Origin of the sequence: Frankia sp. CeD (assembly GCF_000732115.1) — a bacterium.
Classification (GTDB): domain Bacteria; phylum Actinomycetota; class Actinomycetes; order Frankiales; family Frankiaceae; genus Frankia; species Frankia casuarinae.
Window position 1 is genome coordinate 1 of sequence record NZ_JPGU01000001.1, and the last position, 19,918, is coordinate 19,918.

The window sequence follows — 19,918 nt, forward strand, 5'->3', positions numbered from 1 at the left end:
CGGCGGACCTGCCCGCTGACCTTCTTCTGGGCTTCCTTGCTGATCGCGGGCAGGAAGTTCGTGAAGAACTTCCCGTGCCTGCTGCGTGCCTTGCGGGCGCGGAAGGTGTAGCCGAGGAACGTGAACGACGTGTGCTCATGGGAGCCGCGCCGGTTGCTGTCCTTGCAGTACACGATCCTGGTCTTGGTCGGGTGCGGTCGCAGTCCGACCTGTCCCATCCTGTCGTCGAGCGCGGCCAGCACGTGGCGAGCCCGACTCCTGCTGTCGCAGTGCACGATCGCGTCGTCGGCGTAGCGCTCGAACGCGACGCCCGGGTAGGTCCGGGCCAGCCACGCGTCGAACGCGTAGTGCATGAACAGGTTCGCCAGCACGGGTGAGATCGGAGAGCCTAATGAGCAGCGCTGGATTATGCGCAGTGCTGGCCTGTCGGGCCTGGTGAGGACCCGATCGGGGCTTGAGCGCTGCGCATAACCTGTCAACCTGTCAGCGGCGGGGGCTCACAGCGAGGTGAGCCAGTTGAGCAGGTCGGGGTCCTGGTTCCACTCGGGGAGGTCGTCGGTGACGATGTCGGTGTAGGCGGCTTCGAGCGCCTTGCGCTTGGCTTCGGTCGAGGCCCGTGCGTAGATTTCAGTGGTGGACAGGTCGACGTGTCCTAATATGTCGCGGATGTAGGGCAGGGGAATGCCTGCCTCCCCCTAGCTGCATGTGGCGGTAGCTGCATGTGGCGGCTTGGAGCCTCCCTCCGCAGAGCGACTCCGAAGGGCCAAATCCTTCATCTGCTACACAGCACCGCAGTCAGAAGCTCTTCCTACAATTCACTCCCTTCCACGTTCGTGGCGCACCTTGTCGTTTAACTTGTCGGTCCTTCAGGTCCTGCGGTCGTTGACCTGTCCGTGGTCTTCCCGACCGGTTGGATGATCGCTTGTCGTCGGTTGGCGTGGCCGGGTGGGCTGCCGGGGCCGTGGCGGGGTGGCCGGCCGGACGCCTTCGGCGGGCGGGGCGGGCAGGCGGAAGACCCGGTCGCAGCGCAGTCGGCCGACACCGAACCACGCACCCGGCGGAACACACCACTTCCGAGCACCTCAGACGAGACTCGAGCGATCACAAGCGATCACGTAGATCGCAACCACTCAGCCAGTTGCCCGTTACAGAGAGACGTTCCTAGCGCCAACCGCCGCCGTCTGGCGACAGTCGCGAAGCTGCAGGTCATCCTGCCATCCCTTGGCTTCCAGCGCCAACCACGGCGGGTTCGGGCGGACCGTCCGTCATCAAAAATGATCATGTTCGCCACCGCGCCGCCAGACCATAGGTGACCGCAGGCCTCACGCGTCGCCCCGAGGACGCCCATATTCATCCGTACAGTTGACGACATGGGCCACTCGGTGGGCTATCGTAAACGAATCAGCTGATGTATCGTGGTTGCAGGGGAAGGTCAGGATCATGTTTCAGATCTTCGAGGCTCTTGCGAATCCGCCCTGGTGTGACCTGATCGAGCGGCTGAGCGACGGCGACGCCACGGTCGGCGAGCTCGCCGAGTGGTGCAAGGCCGACGTGCAGACGGTCTGCAAGCACATCGAGGTACTCGAGCAGGCCGGCCTGGTCAGCCGCACCGGGGATGCCCACCGCAGCCTGGTGCGCCTCAACGCGGAGGTGTTCGACCTGATAACCACACGGATTGTCGACGGCTTCCGTCCGGAGCATTGGGGCATCGCCCCAGACAGGGCGCAATTGATGGGGATAATAGTGAAGAATCCGGGGCGAGCGCACCGGATCGTCCACCGGTGACCTGATGGATATCCAGCTCAACGGCACGAAGGTCGGAGTTGTCGGGCTCGGCACGATGGGCGCCGGCATCGCCGAGGTAATGGCGCGCGCCGGCATCGAGGTGGTCGGCGTCGAGCTCAACGACGAGACGCTGGCCCGTGGGCTCGATCGGATCCGGCACTCCACGGACCGGGCGATGAGCCGCGGCAAGTTGACCAAGGTCGAGCGGGACGCCCTGCTCGCCCGTATCCAGGCCGGAACCGGGATCGAGGCCGTGGCCGACTGCCAGCTGGTCATCGAGGCGATTCCCGAGCGGATCGAGAAGAAGCTCGGGCTCTTCGCCGAGCTGGACAGGCTGTGTCCGCCAGAGACGATCTTTACGACGAACACCAGCTCCCTGCCAATCATCACGTTGGCCGTCGCTACCTCACGCCCCTCCCGGGTTGTCGGGACCCACTGGTCCAACCCCGCACCGGTCATGGGCCTGGTCGNGATCATCCATACTGCGGTCACCGACCCGTCTGTACTGGAGGATGTCGGGACGCTCGTCGCGAAGGTCGGAAAGACCGCGGTGGTCGCCGGGGACCGGGCGGGTTTCATCGTGACCGCCCTGCTGTTCGGGTACCTTAACAGCGCTGTCCGGATGCTGGAGGCGTGCTACGCCACCCGTGAGGACATCGACGCCGCCATGCGGTTCGGCTGCGGTCACCCGATGGGCCCATTGGCACTGCTCGATCTGATCGGTCTCGACTCCGCGTACGAGATTCTCGACTCGATCTATCACACCTCCCGCGACCACCTGCACGCACCGGCCCCGCTGCTCAAGCAGCTAGTGACCGCCGGCATGCTCGGCCGCAAGACCGGGCGGGGTTTCTACACCTATGCCGCCCCTTACTCCTCCGAGATCGTCGACATGGTCGAACCACCCCAACTCGGCTTCTTCGCGGTCCCAGGACGGCCGGTGCACACGATCGGCGTGGTCGGCACCGGCACCATGGCCAGCGGAATCATCGAGGTCTGTGCCCACCATGGCTACAAGGTGGTGTTCCGTGCACGGAGCGAGAAGAAAATCGCCGCTGTCCGGACGAAGATCGAGCGGTCACTGGACAAAGCGGTCGAACGGGGAAAGATCTCATCGGACGAGCGTACTTCGACACTGGCACGGGNTCGAGCTTCGACCGATCTGTCCGTCCTCGCCGAGTGTGACCTCATCATCGAAGCGGTCGTTGAGGACTTGGACGTCAAACGGGCGCTGTTCGCTGAACTCGACACGGTTGCACGCCCGGGAGCGGTCCTCGCGACGACCACGTCCTCGCTGCCAGTGATCGAGTGTGCCACCGCCACGTCCCGCCCGCAGGATGTGGTCGGTATGCACTGGTTCAACCCAGCGAAGAAGATGCGCCTGGTCGAGATCGTGCCGACCATCGTAACCGCGGACGACGTGACCGCGACTGTCTTCGACGTGGCCAGGACGGCGGGCAAGTACCCGGTCCGGTGTGCCGACCGCGCCGGCTTCATCGTCAACACCCTACTGTTCCCATATCTCAATGACGCGGTGAAGATGCTGGAGTCCCATTACGTGGATATCGATGTGATCGATACAGCCATGAAGGTCGCCTGCGCACACCCGATGGGGCCGTTCGAACTCGCCGATGTCATCGGCCTGGACGTGACACTCGCCATCCAGCGCGCCCTGTACCGGGAGTTCCGCGAACCCGGGTACACCCCGACGCTCCTGCTGGAAGACCTCGTCAGGTCCGGATGTCTGGNGTACAAGACCGGGCGGGGTTTCCGGGTCTACTGAACATCTGCTCGATGTCGGCATCGTATAGGAGAGTTCGACCGTGAAAGAAATAAGGTCAGCTATTCTCGCCGGTGACACGCCCAAGGAGGCCTTTACATCCCTCCGGGTGCCGGAGACCTACCGGGGAGTGGTCGTCCGAAAGGAAGACGTCAACATTTTCAGTGGGCTCGCATCCCGCGACAAAGACCCCCGACGTTCACTGCACCTGGACGAGGTCGCGACACCGGAGATCGGCCCCGGTGAGGCGCTGGTCGCCGTGATGGCGTCCTCGATCAACTACAACACGGTGTGGACGTCGGTCTTCGAACCCCTGCCGACGTTCGGTTTCCTGGAGCGCTACGGCCGTCTCTCCCCGCTCAGCAAGCGACACGACCTGCCTTATCACGTCGTAGGGTCCGATCTCGCCGGTGTCGTGCTGCGCACTGGGCCGGGGGTACACGCCTGGTCGCCAGGTGACGAGGTGGTGGCCCACTGCCTGTCGGTCGAGCTGGAACGGCCGGAGGGCCACAACGACACGATACTGGATCCGGAGCAGCGCATCTGGGGTTTCGAGACCAACTTCGGTGGCCTCGCCGAACTGGCTCTGGTCAAGGCGAACCAGCTCATGCCGAAACCGGCGCATCTGAGCTGGGAGGAGGCCGCGGCATCGGGCCTGGTGAACTCCACCGCATACCGTCAGCTGGTGTCGCGCAACGGCGCGGACATGAAGCAGGGAGATATCGTGCTGATCTGGGGCGCGAGCGGGGGTCTGGGCTCCTACGCCACGCAGCTGGCGGTGCGCGGCGGTGCCATCCCAGTCTGCGTTGTCTCTTCTTCCGAGAAAGCCGAAATTGCCCACAGGATGGGCGCCGAGCTGGTGATCGACCGGACGTCGGAAGGCTACCGGTTCTGGACGGATGAGCACACCCAGAACCCGAAGGAATGGCAGCGCTTTGGCAAGAAGATCCGGCAGCTCACCGGCGGGGNGGNTCCGGACATCGTTTTNGAGCATCCCGGACAGGAGACCTTCGGCGCCTCGGTCTATGTGGCCCGCCGCGGCGGAACGATCGTCACCTGCGCCTCCACCAGCGGCTTCGTCCACTCCTACGACAACCGCTATCTCTGGATGAATCTGAAAAAGATAGTGGGGTCGCATTTCGCGAACTACCGCGAGGCCTGGGAGGCCAACCGATTGATCACCAAGGGGCTGGTTCATCCGACCGTGTCACGGGTGTATCCACTGGACGAGACCGGCCAGGCCGTCTACGAGGTGCACCGCAACCTGCACCAGGGCAAGGTCGCGGTCCTGTGCCTCGCGCCGCAGGAGGGCCTCGGCGTGCGCGACAACGCGATACGGACCCGCCATCTGGAAGCGATCAACCGCTTCCGCGAGACGTGATCATGAATTTTGGATTTTCCGCGGGAATAGCGGAGGTCGGAATTCGCCAGCCTCCCCGGCCCTGCCGCCACCAAGACGGACGTGTACCGCGGTGTTGTTGCACGCGGCCTCCACCTCCTACGGATCGCGAGGATCATCGGCGGGGGNTCACCCCCNCATCAGGGNAGGGGNTCCTGTACCGCCATCACCGGACGCTGAAGGGAGGGGATGTGGCGTGGCCTCCGAACTGTCGACCTCGGACTAGCAAGTCAACAATCTAAGCTAATCCAACATCAATGGAGGTTTGCCTTCATGAGCGGCGTAACCAGTTCGGATTTTTCGGACCACCTCGATACGCATGGACCTTTGCTAGTCGGAGCATGGAAGCTTGTCTCGTTCATCGTTACTGACCGCAATGGAATAATTCTCAGCATGCCCATGGGCACCCAACCGAGCGGTCTAGTGATCTACGCGGCCGACGGCCACATGTCCGCACACCTGCGCGACCCTCAGCGTCGCACCTCAAGCGCATCCGTCTCCGAATTCATGAATAGCTCGCAGGTCGACGCCGAATCGATCGCCATGAACCATCCCTACATCGGATACTGCGGAACCTATTGCCTAGAGGATGATCAAGTCATCCATCATGTGCAGGTGGCGTCTGTTCCCGAATGGATTGGAGGGAACCAGGTTCGCAATTTCGCGTTGAGAGAGAATGTGTTGACGCTGTGTTGTCCGGCGAAGTGGGACGGCTCTGGCATCCGGCTTCCGTACCTGACGTGGGAGCGGATCCGGCCCGCGGAATCGCCAGCTGGTGCGACCGTAGCACCATAGCGGCCACCGCTGACGAAGAAAAGAGCCTGCCATGACGGGCGCACACGCTGGCCGTGCCAATTTTGGCTGGCACGCACGATTCATTGATCTGCCTGCCGGCCGATTCAGCTATCGGGTCTGGAGTGAAGATCGAGATGAACGAATGCGGGTCGTGTTGCTGCATGCCAACGCGGGATCGGCTGCAAGCTGGTCTCGTGTCGGCCCCGCGCTGGGGGATAGGTACCAGGTGTTCGCGCTCGATCTGCGAGGACATGGTGCCAGTGTTCGAGCACCCATCGGGTCGTACGGCCTACGCAAGGCCGCTGATGATGTGGTGTCCTTCCTGACCGCCCTGGGGGTGGAGGAGCCGATGCTGGTCGGCCACTCGTGGGGAGCCGCCGTGGCCCTGGTCACCGCGACCGGTGCCGAGTCGGAGCAGCTTCCCCCGACGGTGTCGAGTCTTGTTCTNGAAGACCCCCCGGTGATGATGTCACCAAAGCTGCAGCGCGAACAGATCAACGATCTGATCAAGGCCATCGCACTGCCCGAAATAGAACTGCGGGAAATCCTCGCCATGGTTCATCCCAGCTGGCACCCCGATGATGTGGACAGTCTGCTGGAGGGTTTCCGGTACGCCGACCCTGCCATCGTCGAGAGCCTGGTGCGCGATGGATCCTGTACGGGCTCGCTACTCCCGCTCCTAGGTCAGCTCACTGTTCGGACCCTTCTCATCCGCGCCAACCCGCTGCGGGGCGGACTGTGGTCCGACGAGGAATGGGCGCACGCACGCCGCATCCTGCCCGCCTGCTGCACCACCGTCGAGTTGCACAACGCATCACACGACGTGCACCGTAGCCAGTTCAACCAGTTCATCCAGGCCGTTCGCGAATTCGCAGAGATCTGAGAAGGTGTTTGAGATTGTCGGTCAGAAGGGGTTTGAGAATGGAGGTTGATAACGGTATGTGNCCCGCCGGCGTGCGGGACGATGGCACCCAGACCCGCTGCCTGGACACGACGGCGAGCCGGGCCGCGTTCGGCCCGTCGGGCACCGCCGACGACCCGCCCCACCTACTTGTGCGCGCCGCGCTCATGACCACCTACGCGTCGCGAGCGACGCTCGGGGCCGCGATCGACGGCTCCCACGTCGGCGAGCAGACGCTGGCCGCCCGATCCTCGCCGAGCAGCCGGGGGTGTTCAACGCCCTGCGGACCTGCCTCGAACCGGAGTGGCAACGGTTCGACCAGCTTCCACAACTCGTCCGGGACCGGACGTAGAGCAAGCCGCTCTCCATCACATCCATGATCGTTTATCTACCGGGAACCGCCGCGTGAGACACGCTCTTAAAGTACTTCCATTGAGCTCACACCTGATCATCAATGGCACCAGCAAGGTTCGGAAGAGGCGGGCTGGTTTACCCGCCGAAGGTACTGATGTGATCACCGGAAGGACGCTTCAGGATCTTTTTGACCTCGCGGACGGGTGGAAAACCCGGCCTCTCGGGTAGGTGGAAAAGTTGCGCATAGGGCAGTAGACTACTGAATCATTATGGACACCATACATTCCTTCCAATCCCGATGGCCCCGGACGCCGAGGCACCGTGGCCGTCGAGCCATGGTGACGGTGCTTGGCGCCCTCGTCATCCCATCGACTCTGTTCCTCAGCGGTTGCGGCCAGAACTCCAAGCAGGACAACGGCGGCGCCGTACCCGTACCACGGGCCAGTATCGAGAGTCCGCAAAGTGCGACACCCCGGCCGGCGCCAGCCGGGGCCACCAGCCACGTTGCGGTCATAGCCCAGACAGCGGTCCCAACCCCTCCCGGAGGAAAATTCTAAGAACCTATTTTAGATCTTGCTCTAACCTCGGACGCATGCTGGGCGCCAGAGGATCGGACTCCGGCGCTCGGCGTGCCAACCGGTCGACAGCCCGCTTTATCGGGTCNGGATATGGGACCAGGGTAATTCCAAAACAGCTTCTTGGGTCGGGTGGCCCAGGGGATTCGCACTCCTGGGCTGGTAGGGGCAGGGCGACTCCGAAGGGTCAAAATCCTTCATCTGCCACGCAGTCGTTGGCCTGTCCGTGGTCTTCCCGACGGGCTGACGAGCGGGAGTGAGCCGGTCGGGTCGCGCGGGTCGAGCACACCCCGACCCCACCCACACCACACCCGATCGAGTTACGAAACAGCCTTTTGCAGGATGCGGTTATTTGACGTCCATGCCGGCGCTAGCGTCGGGCACCGGAATGTGCGCTTTCGGTGTCGCCGGGGGGTCCAGTCGCCGTAGTGTCTCGTCCGCGGTGTGCTCCACCCGTCGCATCGTGAGGTGCAGGATCGGCGGAGTTATCATGGTGGTGATGAGTGCCACGAGGACCACCACCGTGTAGGCCGCCGTGTTCAACACGCCGAGGCGCAGCCCCACTCCGGCGACGACCAGACCGATGACCCCGCGGGCGTTCAGCCCGGCGCCGAGCGCGAGGGCCTCCCAGTGGCCAAGCCGGCTGGCCCGGGCTCCGAGGTAGGCGCCGGCGAACTTGCCCGCGACGGCAAGCAGCAGGACCACCAGGCCGGCGGCGAGGACCGACAGGTCGGTGAGCTTGCCGAGATCGACCCGTAGCCCGGCGGTGGCGAAGAAGATCGGCGCCAGCACGGTGAGCACCACCGTCCGCAGCGGCGCGACCCGGTCGGGAGCGAAACCCCGGCTGGACCCGATGACGACGCCGGCGATGAACGCGCCGAAGATCGCCTCAAGCTTCAGTGCCTCCGTGGCCGCCGCCGCGGCCAGGATCAGTACGGTGACGACCACGATGTGGCCACCGCCGTCGCGCGCCGTGCTGGCGTATCGAAGTGCCCGTCGGACCGTCGGAGGACCGACCACCAGGGCGGCCAGCACGGTGCCGAGCACGCTGACCACCGGNACGGCGATGTCACTGCCACGCACGCCCGTGGTCGCCATCGCCGACACTATGGAGAGTGCGAACCACCCGGCCACGTCGTCGACTGCGGCCGCGGCCAGGGTGAGCTGGCCGACGTTGCGGTCCAACAGGTTCATGTCGATGAGGATCTTCGCGGCTACCGGGATCGCGCTGACCCCGAGCGCTACGCCGAGGAACNCCGCNAACNCCAGCCGATGGGCGCCGTCCGCGACGAGAGAGTCAGGCAGCAGTAGACCCGCCGAGACGCCGAGGCCCACCGGAACCAGCAGCCCGGCGAGGCCGACCCGGGCGGCGGCCAGACCCCGGCGCCGCACCATCTGGATGTCCATCTCTATGCCGATGAATCCGACCAGCAGAATCACGCCGAGCTGGCCGACGGCGTCGAGGAGATGGAACTGGTCGGCCCGTGCGGGCANCAGCCAGCCGGCGAAGCCAGGCGCGAGCGCGCCAAGCAGAGATGGCCCGAGGATCACGCCGGTGAGGAGTTCACCCACCACTGCCGGCATTCCCAGCCGCGTTGCCGCCCGCCCGAGGAGATAAGCTAGCCCGAGCAGGAAAGCGATCTGGAGCAGGAAAACGAGAAGCGCATGGGGCGACAGCGCGGCTACCGGACCGGATGCGTTGACCATCACTACTCCTGGGAAGGTCAGGCGGACGTCTAAACCGACGGTGACGCCGAGCACGAGCGAGAGTGGCAGGATGAGGTAAACCGCCGGTAGATCCGATGCGCTGCGTGCGTAACCGTTACTCCCCGGGGCCGGCGAGCGTTTCTCGGTAGGTCATCGGGTCAGCCGCCAACCGCCCGCGCGATGGTCTTTGCGTACGTGTCGTAGGCGTTGCCCTCGGTCAGGAGCAGACGGGGGATGACGAGCTCACATTCCAGTAGCCGCAGCACACGGTGTTCGTCCCGCAAGCCGTCAACCCGGCCGAAGATCAACGGTCCGTATCGGTTCTCTAGTGCTTCATATACACAGTACGCCCACTCACGCTCGGCTGGTGTCGGCTGGATCACTTCATTCCGGCCACCGAACCGTTCGTGTGCCCACCAGCCGCCGTCCCGGGCGACTCTTTTGCGGACCGCGTGGCTCAACTTTCCGCCTAGGAAGACGAAGGAGAGTTCACCGTGAGCCAGGATCGATGAAAGAAAGGGCTGGACACAGACGTGATGGGTGGACACCAAGTCACGGAGCAGTGTCTCGGGTTCCGTGTCGCGGCGTGGTGCCACGCCCGTCGCCGACGTTGCTTCGTGGCCGTGCCGGACGAAGTGCGTTGCTGAGGTGCTCGGCCCGCTCCGTGAGACCCGGAAGGTGCGCCAGGAGCCGGCCGAGACGGTTGGCTNGATGACGACATGGTCCCATCCGGTCTGGGTCATGAGCGTGTCAATCGTCACGTCCTCGCCCCGGGAAACCCACCGGGTCGGGATCACCGCGATGCCGTCCTGTTCGAGCTCTGACAGGNACCGACGTTTGTCGAGCGTCCCGACGGCCACCCGCATCGAGTTCAGAATTGGAATCTTCCCGTCCAGCTCCAGATACAGTCTCCGGATCCTGTCAAGAAAGTCGGGCCGCTCGTGGAAGCCGCGGCACATTCGTAGGTTCACGCCGTCGAACGCTGTCCAGTCGACGGTGTGCACGTTGTCGAGATGGACCGCGACTGCCGTGACACCGTAATCAGCCAGGGCGGTAACGATCTGTGGGTACTCCGCGTGCGGCGAGTCCAAATGTAGATAAGCGATCGGTCGCCCAGTGGTAACGGCTTTCATTCATTCTTCCTTAGCAAGGCCTCGTGGTTAGCGAGTTCGCTGGCCGTCGCGCTGTCGCTGGGGCGGCGTACAAGCAGGCGCAGGCGTCGGATCGCCGTGTCCGCCCCGTCCCACAGATAGGCAGCGGAGAATCCGGCGAGCAGGGCGTACGGCCGCAGCCGGATCACCCATCGCAATCGGGTGTTGGCCGGCACGGGCAACCGGTCCAACCAGGTCGCGGTGCCCTCTGGTCGTAGTTCCGCGGGTTCCACCAGGTCATGAGCTNAAATATCTCGNCCGCGGTCCCCGCCGATCGCCAGCCACCACAGCTTAGGCAGCGGCGCGGTGACGTTCTGGACACTACGGACCGTTGGTAGCTTGACACCGTGATCCAGCCGCCACCGTGCGCGGGCCGCGAGGTTGGCCTGTAGCCGGCTCTGTATCCAANGCACGGTTTCCGGCGGCAACCACCGCCACAGCGGGGCCCGGGAGTAGAATAGCGTGGATTGCAGACGCCGCCGGACGCGGCGGTTCTTCGGGGTCTCCCGAGTGGTGTCGCCCTCGGTGTCGACGAGCCATCGGGTGAGCGCTGAACGGGTGCTGCCCACCGACCAGAACACCATCATATCAAGCACGTGGGACAACACGAAGAAGCGAGGATCCGCGATCGCGGCAGTGTACTTTTCGCGGACCATCGCGCGCAGCATGTGCCAGTCCTGGCGAGTGGCTCGGTTCACCCGCTCGATATACGCCCGGTCCAGGTTCCCGGAGCGGACGTCGTCCTGGACAATGTTGGCGAGATGCCAACTGGTCACCAACGCCAGCGCGATTCCCTGGCTGTAGTAGGCGTCGATGATGCTGCCCGCGTCGCCTACCATTGCATAGCGCTGCGGGCTGACGAACGTGTCGGTCCAGTGCTGGACGTTCCGGTAGGTCCGGAACTCAAGGAGTGACTCCGGTGCGATCACCTTGTCGAGGACGGGGTGCCGCCGGATGAGATTCCAGAACTGCTCCTGCGGAGTTCGGCCGGGTGGCGCCGACCGCTGGTCGAAAGTCGCGCCGACGCTGATCCGTTCCTTCGAGAGCCGGATGACCCAGATCCAGTAACCGGCCCCCCACAAATGTACGGTGTACAGGTCGCGTTGCGTATCGCGGCCGTTAGGGAAGGTATGCGTCCACTCGTCACCGAACAGGCCGTCGGTCACGCCCTCGAACTGGCCCCAGACCGCTGTCGTCTGAAATCCGTCAGTCAGTTCCCGCCGCTCCGCGGCATGTCCGCGGCCGCGGGCCAACAACCGGTTGCGTCCAGAACAGTCGACGACCCAGCGCGTTCGGATGATGTTGCTGTGCCCGGTTGTGCCGTCCAGCCATTCCACCTGGTGCCAGTCCGCTCCCGGGGAGATCTGTATGTCGCTCACTCGGGCGGTGTCGACGAAAGTGATTCCAGCACGCCGTCGGACGGCCGCACACATCGAATCCTCCGCTTCGGGACGGACGATCTGCATGTCGAGGAACATGCAGCGGAACCACTTCTTGTCGGGCGCAAGATCGTAGAGATAATGCGGCGGATGCGGGTCGGCGTTGATGGCCCACTCGGTGGCGTCGTGGAAGTCTGATCTGTTCTCCGTGCCGTGGGAGAACCATACACCGAGTTTCGCGAATGATTCCTCGGTGATGAACTCATCCAGCTCGCCCACAGTGCGGAGAAAAGCACTTGTGAAGACTAGGAACGACTCTCCAACCTTGTAGCTGTGTTTCTTGTCGCGAAGGTTGTCGATCAGCGTTACTCGCAGGCCTCGTTTGGCAAGCTGAAGGGCGTTCGCCAGGCCTATGATGCCGGCACCGACTACCACGACATCAGTTTCGGAGGTCGTCTGCCGAATCACCGGCAAGCCCTTCGGTGAATGCGCTTTCTCGTTGGTCATCAAATCAGATCTTTGTCGAAGTTTCCGGGAAACGCGGTCGGCCTCGCCCACCGGCTGGATTTTCGCANCTGGTCTCGCGTGCTTAGTCTCGCATAAATTTACTTCGTCATAAGCGCACAGGACTGGTGTCGACGATACCAAGGGACTTTGTTGGCTAGCTCCGCAACCAGATCCGGCCGCCACGTTAACGATCTTCCTAACTGCCCTGCTTCGCAGGGTCTCCCCCAACTCTGGCGTCATCTCATTGCATGGAACACGGATGTACAACACCCGACTATTACAATTGATTGGCCTGTGGATGTGCCATTGCCCTGGCTGCCTACACCCGCTCCAGCCGGTCGGCTCCGGTCCCCGGCATCCCAAGGCTGCTGGCAGTGCAGTCTGCGTCCTCGGCATGGGTGCAGCCTGAGCGACGGACCGGTGTGCGGGGACGGGAGAACTACCTGTCTCACTACCTGTCCGCTCGCCTGCCCACCTGTCTGTCCCAGTTGTCCACCTGTCCGTCCCAGTTGTCCACTTATCCGACCAAGTTGTGTCCCCCCACAGGTAGCGGGACGGTGTTGTGTGTGTCCGGACGTGGAAGGTCGAACCTGCCGGCGGAACTAACCAGCTTCGTCGGTCGCAGACAGGAGCTGGCAGAGGCATTGCGGTTGCTGGCCGGCGCCCGGTTGCTCACGCTGACCGGGCCNGGGGGGGTCGGGAAGACCCGCCTCGCCCTTCGGCTCGCGGCGGACCGGCAGCGCGCGTTCCCCGACGGTGTCTGGATCGCCGAGTTGGCCGACCTCGACGACCCGTCACTGGTCGTCGACGCGGTCGCCGAGGCGATGGACCTGCAGTTCCTCTCCGGGCGATGGACCGCGGCGACGCTCGCCGCGCACCTTGCTCCGCGCAGGATCCTGCTCGTGCTCGACAACTGCGAGCACCTCGTGGACACGTGTGCCCGGCTCGTCAACACCCTGCTGCGCGCGGGCCCGGACCTGCGGGTCATCGCAACCAGCCGCCACCTGCTCGGGGTGGCGGGGGAACGGGTGCTGAAGGTGCCCCCGCTGAGAGTACCCCCGGTGCCGGCCCCGGGCGCGGACCAGTCCGCGTTGGCTGGCGGGCTCATCCAGTACGAGGCGGTGAGCCTGCTGGCGGAGCGCGCGGCGGCGGTACTGGGGGAATTCAGCCTCGACGAGGGCAACTGGCGGACCGTCGCGTCGCTGTGCCATCGCCTGGATGGCATCCCGCTGGCGATCGAACTGGCGGCTGCTCGGCTCCGGACGCTGTCCCTGGAGCAGATCCTCGATCGGCTCGACAACCGCTACGCCCTGTTGACGCGAGGCAACAGGGCCGGACCCCGCCGCCAGCAGACCCTGCGCGCGCTGATCGACTGGAGCTTCGGCCTGTGCAATCCCGAGGAGCAGCAGATGTGGGCGTGCCTGTCGGTGTTCGCCGACGGGTTCACCTTGGAGGCGGCTGAGCAGGTGGAGGGCGCCAGGTACCCGCCGGCAGTCGTGCTGGACGTGCTGAGCGGGCTGGTTGACAAGTCGATTCTGGTCCGTGACGACGACGAGGGGATGGTCCGGTTCCGGATGCTGGACACCATTCACCAGTACGGCCAGGACCGCCTGCGCGAGTCCGGTCGGGAACAGGACGTGCGCCGTCGGCATCTCGCCTACTACCGCCGGATGGCGGCCCTCGCCGACGCTCAGTGGTGCAGCCCGGCCCAACTGGACTGGATCCGGCGGATCCGGAACGAGCAAGCGAACCTACGGGTTGCGCTGGACCTCTGCCTCACCACACCGGGCCTGGCGGAGACCGCTCTGTCCATCATGGTGGCCTTGTGGCAATACTGGGCCGCCATCGGGCTACTCAGCGAGGCGCGCTTCTGGTTTGATCGGGGGCTGAGCAAGGCCACGGAGCCGGACGGGATCCGGGCCATCGGTCTGCAATCGGCCGCCCACGCCGCGTCCCTCCAGGGCGACATCACCGCGGCGGCGTCGCTGCTGGCCGAGGCTCGCGATCTGGCCGCCAGGCTGCACGAGCAGCGGGTGCTCGCACGCATCGCCTGCGTCGAGGGCAGGCTCGCCGCCATCAGCGGGGACACGTCGGCGGCGGTGGAGCGCAGTCAGGACGCCCGCCGCCGGTTCACTGACCTCGACGAGCCGCTCGGTCTCGCCCAATCACTGCTCTATCTCGGGCTGGCCCACGGAATCCGCGAGGAACAGGACGCGGCGGCGACCGTCTTCGCGGAATGCGTGGCGTTGACCGAGCGCTTCGGCGAATGCTGCTTCCGCTCGTTCGCTCTGTGCGGCCTCGGTCTGGCGGCCTGGCAGCTAGGCGAGTTGGAGCAGGCGATGGAGCACCATGCCGCGGCCATCTCCCTCAAATACGCGTTCCACGACCATGTCGGCATCGCCGTCGCGCTGGAGCAGCAGGCGTGGGTCATGGCCTCGGCCGGTCGGCACCACGAGTCCGCGGTCCTGCTCGGCGCGGCCGGGCGGATCTGGCGTGAGACCGGGGCGTCGATCGCCGTCTTCGGGCTCGCCTCGTTCCACCACCGATGCGAGGCGTCCCTGCGACGCGTCCTGGATCAACGGAAGCTCGAACGCGCCCTAGCGCAGGGCGCGGAACTCGACCTGGACGAGGCCGTCGCCGCGGCTACCCAGGGCACCGGGACTCCCGTCGCCCACCCCGTCGTTCCCGCCGGCGAGCCGGAGGTGCCCCTGACCCCTCGGGAGCGTCAGGTGGCGGACCTCGTCGCCCGCGGTCTGAGCAACAAGGAGATCGCGAGCTACCTGGTGATCGCCCAGCGCACGGCGGAAGGTCACGTCGAGCGCATTCTCGGCAAGCTCGGTTTCACCTCACGGGCCCAGATCGTCGCGTGGGTTAAGGACAGCAGCAGGAGCCCCCAGGAACGTACGTGTGAGCCGCAGCGACATGTTGGCGAGCGCGAGCGGAGCGCCTCCACCTCACCCCCGCCTCCTCATGGAGAGTCTGGAGGCGTACAACCTCACGGGTAGTCACGGGCCGCGACTTCGCTGGCGGCTGTGGATCATCTGACGGGGCCTCATCACAGATCTCATCAGAGCGCAGATCTCCGGACCGGGACACCAGGCNCCNCCNCCTGCGTGGGCCCGGTCGAGGCCCGGCGTGTCCGCCCCGCCGACAACCACACCAAAGTGGAATATATATTAACCAAGTGGTTGATAAGCGACCGGATTGGGGTACTCTTCCTTCATCATCTCAACCGAGTCGCTGAGGAGCGTCCTCGTGTCGAAGCAGAGGAAGAGCGACGATCGACTGCCCCGGGTCTCCCCGGATCTTGCGGACCCGATCCGGCCCGTCCTGGTCGAACAGCTGACCAACAGTGACATCACGGTCACTACAACCGACGACTCCGCCAACGACGCTCCGGTCAAGAAGGCGGATCAGACCATCCGCGCGGATCCGAGTAAGGGTTCGGGTGAACGGACGCGGGATGCTGGGGGAAACACCTCCAGCGCGGTTGCGGTGATTGGGATCGGGTGCCGCCTTCCTGGCGGCGTTGGTTCCGCGGCGTCGCTGTGGGATTTCCTCCGCGACGGTCGTGATGCGGTCACCGATGTGCCATCAGAGCGATGGAGTGAGGCGTCGCGGGAAGCATCGCAGGCAGAGACCGATCGGAACGTGCTGTGGCGTGGCGGGNTTTTNTNGGNGGNCGTCGGNGCCTTCGATCCAGAGGNCTTCGGTATCGACCCGACCGAGGCAGAGTTGATCGATCCTCAACATCGGCTGTTGCTGGAGGTCGTGCAGGAGGGGTTCGAGCACGCTGGATTGCCAACCGATGACCTGGTAGGGAGCAGCACTGCTGTGTTCGTCGGCATGTCCAACTTGGANCATATGCTCCACGCACATCAGCTCCCGAGCGGCGGGGGCCCCTACTTTNTGCCCGGTAACCAGGCCGGACCGGCATCCGGTCGGATATCGCACGTCTTCGGTTTGCGCGGTCCCAGCATGACCGTGGACACGTCGTGTTCGACAGGGTTGGCCACCGTGTACCTGGCATGTAACAGCCTTCGGCAGGACGAGTGTGACCTCGCGATCACTGGCGCGGTCAACCTGCTACTCAGCCCCCGAACGTTCCTGGCCTATAACGAGTTGGGAGTGCTATCTCCCACCGGGCGATGCTTCAGCTTTGACGAACGAGCGGACGGCTACGTTCGGGCCGAGGGCTGCGTGGTCCTCGTACTTAAACGTCTCGACGACGCGATGCGTGACCAGGACCGCGTGCTCGCCGTGCTACGGGGGGTGGCGGTCAATCATGACGGGAAGACGTCCCCGTTCACCGTTCCTTCCGAGCAAGCTCAGGAAGAGGTGTTCCGTACCGCCCTGAGTATTGCCGATGTCGACCCGGAAGAAATTGGAATGATCGAAGCGCACGGCACCGGAACCATCGTTGGCGACCCGATCGAGTTCCGTTCGCTGGCCGCCGTCTACGGACGGGGACGAGGCCGGTGTGCATTGGGTTCGGCTAAGACGAACTTCGGCCACGCCGAACCCGCCGCGGGCATGGTGGGGCTACTCAAAGCCNTATTGGCGGTGTACCACGGTGAGGTCCCGGCGTCCCTGCATTTCCGACGGTGGAACCCCGCTATCAACCCGTCCGGCACCAGGTTGTTCGTTCCGACCGTAACGACACCATGGCCAGTCACCGGTGGTCCGCGCCTCGCGGCCGTGTCCTCCTACGGTGTGGGCGGGACCAACGCGCATGCCATCGTGGAGGAACCGCCGGATTCCAGCTCCCCGGTCGCGCCGAGGTCGTCCAGCAGCAGCGACGATTCCGTTCTCACGTTCCTGCTGTCGGAAGGATCAGAAACTGCGCTGCAGCATTCCGCGATCAGGCTCGCCGACTGGCTCATCCGCTCCGGCGCGACGACACCCTTGAAAGATATCGCGCACACGCTCGCGGTACGCCGCTCGCACGGCCCCGAGAGACTGGCGGTCGTCGCTCGCTCCCNGGNCGATCTCGTCAACCGCCTACGCGCATATGCCGACGGGACACACCCCCGTCCTGAAGGCATGGTCAACGATTATGTCCACGCCGAGCACGCAACGGGACCGGTGTGGGTGTTCAGCGGCCACGGCTCGCAGTGGCCCGGTATGGGGCGAGACCTGTTCGCCACCGAACCCGTGTTTGCCGACACGATCGCGGCGCTCGACCCCCTGATTCGCGCCGAGTCGGGTTTCTCGCCGGAGGAGGTGCTGCGGGCCGGTGACGAGGTGACCCGAATCGACCAGGTACAGCCCTTGATTTTCGTGGTACAGGTCGCTCTGGCGCGCACCCTGCAATCCCACGGCATCCACCCCGCCGCCGTAGTAGGACACTCCATGGGTGAAATCGCCNCCGCCGTGATCGCGGAGGCGTTGACCGTGGAAGACGGCATCCGCGTCATCTGCCGTCGGTCTCGGCTGTGCGTTCCCATCGCCGAAGCCCGCGTTGCGGCGATGGCGGTCGTCGAACTGGATGCGGCCACGGTCCAGGCAGAGATCGACCATCTTCCCGACGTGGCTGTCGCGTTCTTCGCCGCACCCCGGTCCACCGTGATCGGCGGTACTCGAGTCGAAGTCGAACGCCTGGTCGAAAGCTGGACATCCCGCGACGTTCCCGCGCATATGATCAATGTCGATGTCGCCTCGCACTGTCCCCTGATCCATCCAGTCGCCGACGCGTTGACCGCTGAGCTCAGCGATATACGGCCTAGGCAGCCGACGATCCGTTTCTATACCACGGTTCTGCCTGATCCGCGGCAGACACCCACATTCGATGCTGCCTACTGGGGTGAGAACATGCGCTGCCCGGTTCGGGCGGTGGATGCCACGACCGCCATCGTCAACGACGGACACCAGCTTTTCCAGGAGATCTCTCCACATCCGGTGGCAATCCACCCGCTTATTCTGACCCTCCAGGCGGCCGGGGCGCCGGAGGCCACGGTTGTACCGACTACCGATAACAGGCACGATCAGGCCACAGCCCTACGAACGAGCATCGCAGCGCTTCATTGCGCCGGGCTCGACATGAATTGGCGGCGGTGGCACGGCGATGGAGCCATCGCGGACGTGCCGCCTACGACGTGGGACAGACGCACCTATCTGATCAAGCTACTCAGGAACCTGGCGCCCCCGACCGACTCGGCCCGGTCAGCGCATACAGAGCCGACCGAGCAACGTCCGGACACTGGGACGGACGCCGACATCAGCGCCGAGATTTCACAGGCTACCAGAGATGAACGCCTCAAGATCATCAGAAAGATGATCATTGAAATCTTGCGTGAGATCCTCAGCTTGCGAGCGCGTCGACTGAGCCCTAGTGCCGCCTTTTCGGAACTCGGTCTGAACTCCCTACGCGCCGTGGAATTCCGCGGACGAATCCAGCAAATATTCAAGGTCTCCATCTCGCTCGCCGCAATCCGGGAGCATCCCACAATCGCAGAATTCAGTGAGTATATCGCCGAACTGCTGTAGCCTCGACCCCTGAAAGGATTAATCGTGAACACAGCCATTCTGGGAACCGGGTCATACGTCCCAGAAAAAATTTTGACGAGTGAAGAAATGGAAGATCGCCTCGGTCTCGACCGTGGCAAGATCTTCGAGAAGACCGGCATCCGCGAACGCCGTGTGGCAGCACCGCACGAGGCCACCTCGGATCTGGCTGCCCACGCCGCACGACAGGCGCTCGCCGCGGCAGGCATGCAGGCCCGGGACATCGATCTGATCGTGCTTGCCACATCCACACCCGACCAGCCCATGCCCGCCACCGCATGCCACGTTCAAGCATCCATCGGCGCCACTCGAGCGTTCGCCTTCGATATTCAAGCGGTCTGCACCGGCTTCATCTACGCGCTGAAGTGCGCCGACTCCCTACTTGCCGCGGACCCGGATTACTCCACCGCCTTGGTTATTGGCGCCGACACCTATTCGCGCATTCTTGACTACACCGACTACCGCACCTCGACTCTTTTCGGAGACGGTGCTGGCGCGGTCGTCCTCGGCAAGGTACCTGACGGACAAGGCCTGTTGGCGAGCACCCTGTACTCGGACGGGCGCAACAAGGACTTGATCCAGATCCCAGGCGGAGGCAGTCGAATACCTCCGAGCCATCTCAGCATCGAGAAACATCAGCACTACTTCATGATGAACGGCCGGGAGGTTCGTCGCCTGGCAACCGAGAAGTTGGCAGCAGTCGTGACGGAACTGTGCACGACTGTGGGTATAACGCTGCCCGACGTTGATCTCATCGTGTCTCATCAGGCGAACGGCGTGATGCTGGCCGACCTGGCTGAGAACCTGGGGCTCGCCTCGGGAATGTTGCATCTCACCGTCGGCAAGTACGGCAACACCGGTGCCGCTTCCGTGCCGATCACACTGGATGACGCTGTACGGGCCAGTCGGCTCCAGCGGGACTCCCTGCTCCTTATCGTGGCTTTCGGCGGCGGCGCGACGTGGGGTGGAGTCGCCTTGCGCTGGGCGTAGGCCCGATATCAAGCAGTCGCCGATCCCGGCGCGGTCATCGCGACCGGCCGGGCGCCATCCCCACATTCCGGTCAGTCACCAGTCGCGAGGA

The 19,918-nt window shown here is 64.4% G+C and carries 11 protein-coding genes and 1 pseudogene; 8 read left to right on the top strand and 4 right to left on the bottom strand.

Translation table 11 applies throughout. The annotated features are described in order from the left end of the window. Positions 1-371, bottom strand: a 371-nt coding sequence (locus CED_RS00005) for a reverse transcriptase domain-containing protein (RefSeq protein ID WP_255361081.1), incomplete at its 3' end; no start/stop codon positions are given. 1,069 nt (positions 372-1,440) lie between these two features. Between CED_RS00005 and CED_RS00010 the strand changes: the two genes are divergently transcribed. The 5 genes from CED_RS00010 (at position 1,441) to CED_RS21235 (ending at position 6,642) form a co-directional block, all read left to right on the top strand. Continuing rightward, positions 1,441-1,785 (top strand): helix-turn-helix domain-containing protein, encoded by a 345-nt coding sequence (locus CED_RS00010; RefSeq protein WP_023841291.1) that lies wholly within the window; start codon positions 1,441-1,443, stop codon positions 1,783-1,785. A 4-nt stretch (positions 1,786-1,789) separates the two neighbouring features. Continuing rightward, on the top strand, positions 1,790-3,568 hold the full coding sequence (locus CED_RS00015; RefSeq protein WP_035908006.1) for a 3-hydroxyacyl-CoA dehydrogenase family protein: 1,779 nt from the start codon (positions 1,790-1,792) through the stop codon (positions 3,566-3,568). Positions 3,569-3,608: 40 nt separating this feature from the next. Next, positions 3,609-4,946, top strand: coding sequence for a crotonyl-CoA carboxylase/reductase (gene ccrA / locus CED_RS00020; RefSeq protein WP_035908007.1), 1,338 nt, complete (start codon positions 3,609-3,611; stop codon positions 4,944-4,946). Between the two features lie 291 nt (positions 4,947-5,237). After that, entirely contained in the window at positions 5,238-5,759 is a 522-nt protein-coding gene (locus CED_RS21920) for a lipocalin-like domain-containing protein (RefSeq protein ID WP_023841292.1), read from the top strand. A 31-nt stretch (positions 5,760-5,790) separates the two neighbouring features. Then, positions 5,791-6,642, top strand: coding sequence for an alpha/beta fold hydrolase (locus CED_RS21235; protein ID WP_082456737.1), 852 nt, complete (start codon positions 5,791-5,793; stop codon positions 6,640-6,642). 1,295 nt (positions 6,643-7,937) lie between these two features. Here the strand turns inward: CED_RS21235 and CED_RS00030 are convergent. The 3 genes from CED_RS00030 to CED_RS00040 form a co-directional block, all read right to left on the bottom strand. After that, positions 7,938-9,296: a cation:proton antiporter gene (locus CED_RS00030; protein ID WP_035908239.1), complete on the bottom strand. Its 1,359-nt coding sequence runs from the start codon at positions 9,294-9,296 to the stop codon at positions 7,938-7,940. A 158-nt stretch (positions 9,297-9,454) separates the two neighbouring features. Continuing rightward, positions 9,455-10,429: a RimK family alpha-L-glutamate ligase gene (locus tag CED_RS25905; RefSeq protein ID WP_035908009.1), complete on the bottom strand. Its 975-nt coding sequence runs from the start codon at positions 10,427-10,429 to the stop codon at positions 9,455-9,457. Beyond that, a complete protein-coding gene (locus CED_RS00040; RefSeq protein ID WP_235186817.1) occupies positions 10,426-12,384 on the bottom strand; it encodes an NAD(P)/FAD-dependent oxidoreductase in 1,959 nt (652 codons plus the stop codon). The genes CED_RS25905 and CED_RS00040 overlap by 4 nt, the downstream gene beginning before the upstream one ends. 515 nt (positions 12,385-12,899) lie before the next feature. Between CED_RS00040 and CED_RS00045 the strand changes: the two genes are divergently transcribed. The 3 genes and pseudogenes from CED_RS00045 to CED_RS00055 all read left to right on the top strand — a co-directional run bounded on the left by CED_RS00045 (position 12,900) and on the right by CED_RS00055 (position 19,827). Next, positions 12,900-15,338 (top strand): LuxR C-terminal-related transcriptional regulator, encoded by a 2,439-nt coding sequence (locus CED_RS00045; protein ID WP_131728921.1) that lies wholly within the window; start codon positions 12,900-12,902, stop codon positions 15,336-15,338. A 250-nt stretch (positions 15,339-15,588) separates the two neighbouring features. Next, a pseudogene (locus CED_RS00050) lies at positions 15,589-18,819 on the top strand (type I polyketide synthase). Between the two features lie 24 nt (positions 18,820-18,843). Next, on the top strand, positions 18,844-19,827 hold the full coding sequence (locus tag CED_RS00055; RefSeq protein WP_023841298.1) for a 3-oxoacyl-ACP synthase III family protein: 984 nt from the start codon (positions 18,844-18,846) through the stop codon (positions 19,825-19,827). Positions 19,828-19,918: the final 91 nt, after the last annotated feature.

Excerpts from the sequence above, each read along its gene's own strand:
- CED_RS00010 (WP_023841291.1), top strand. The coding sequence starts at position 1,441 with ATGTTTCAGATCTTCGAGGCTCTTGCGAATCCGCCCTGGTGTGACCTG.
- CED_RS21920 (WP_023841292.1), top strand. The coding sequence starts at position 5,238 with ATGAGCGGCGTAACCAGTTCGGATTTTTCGGACCACCTCGATACGCAT.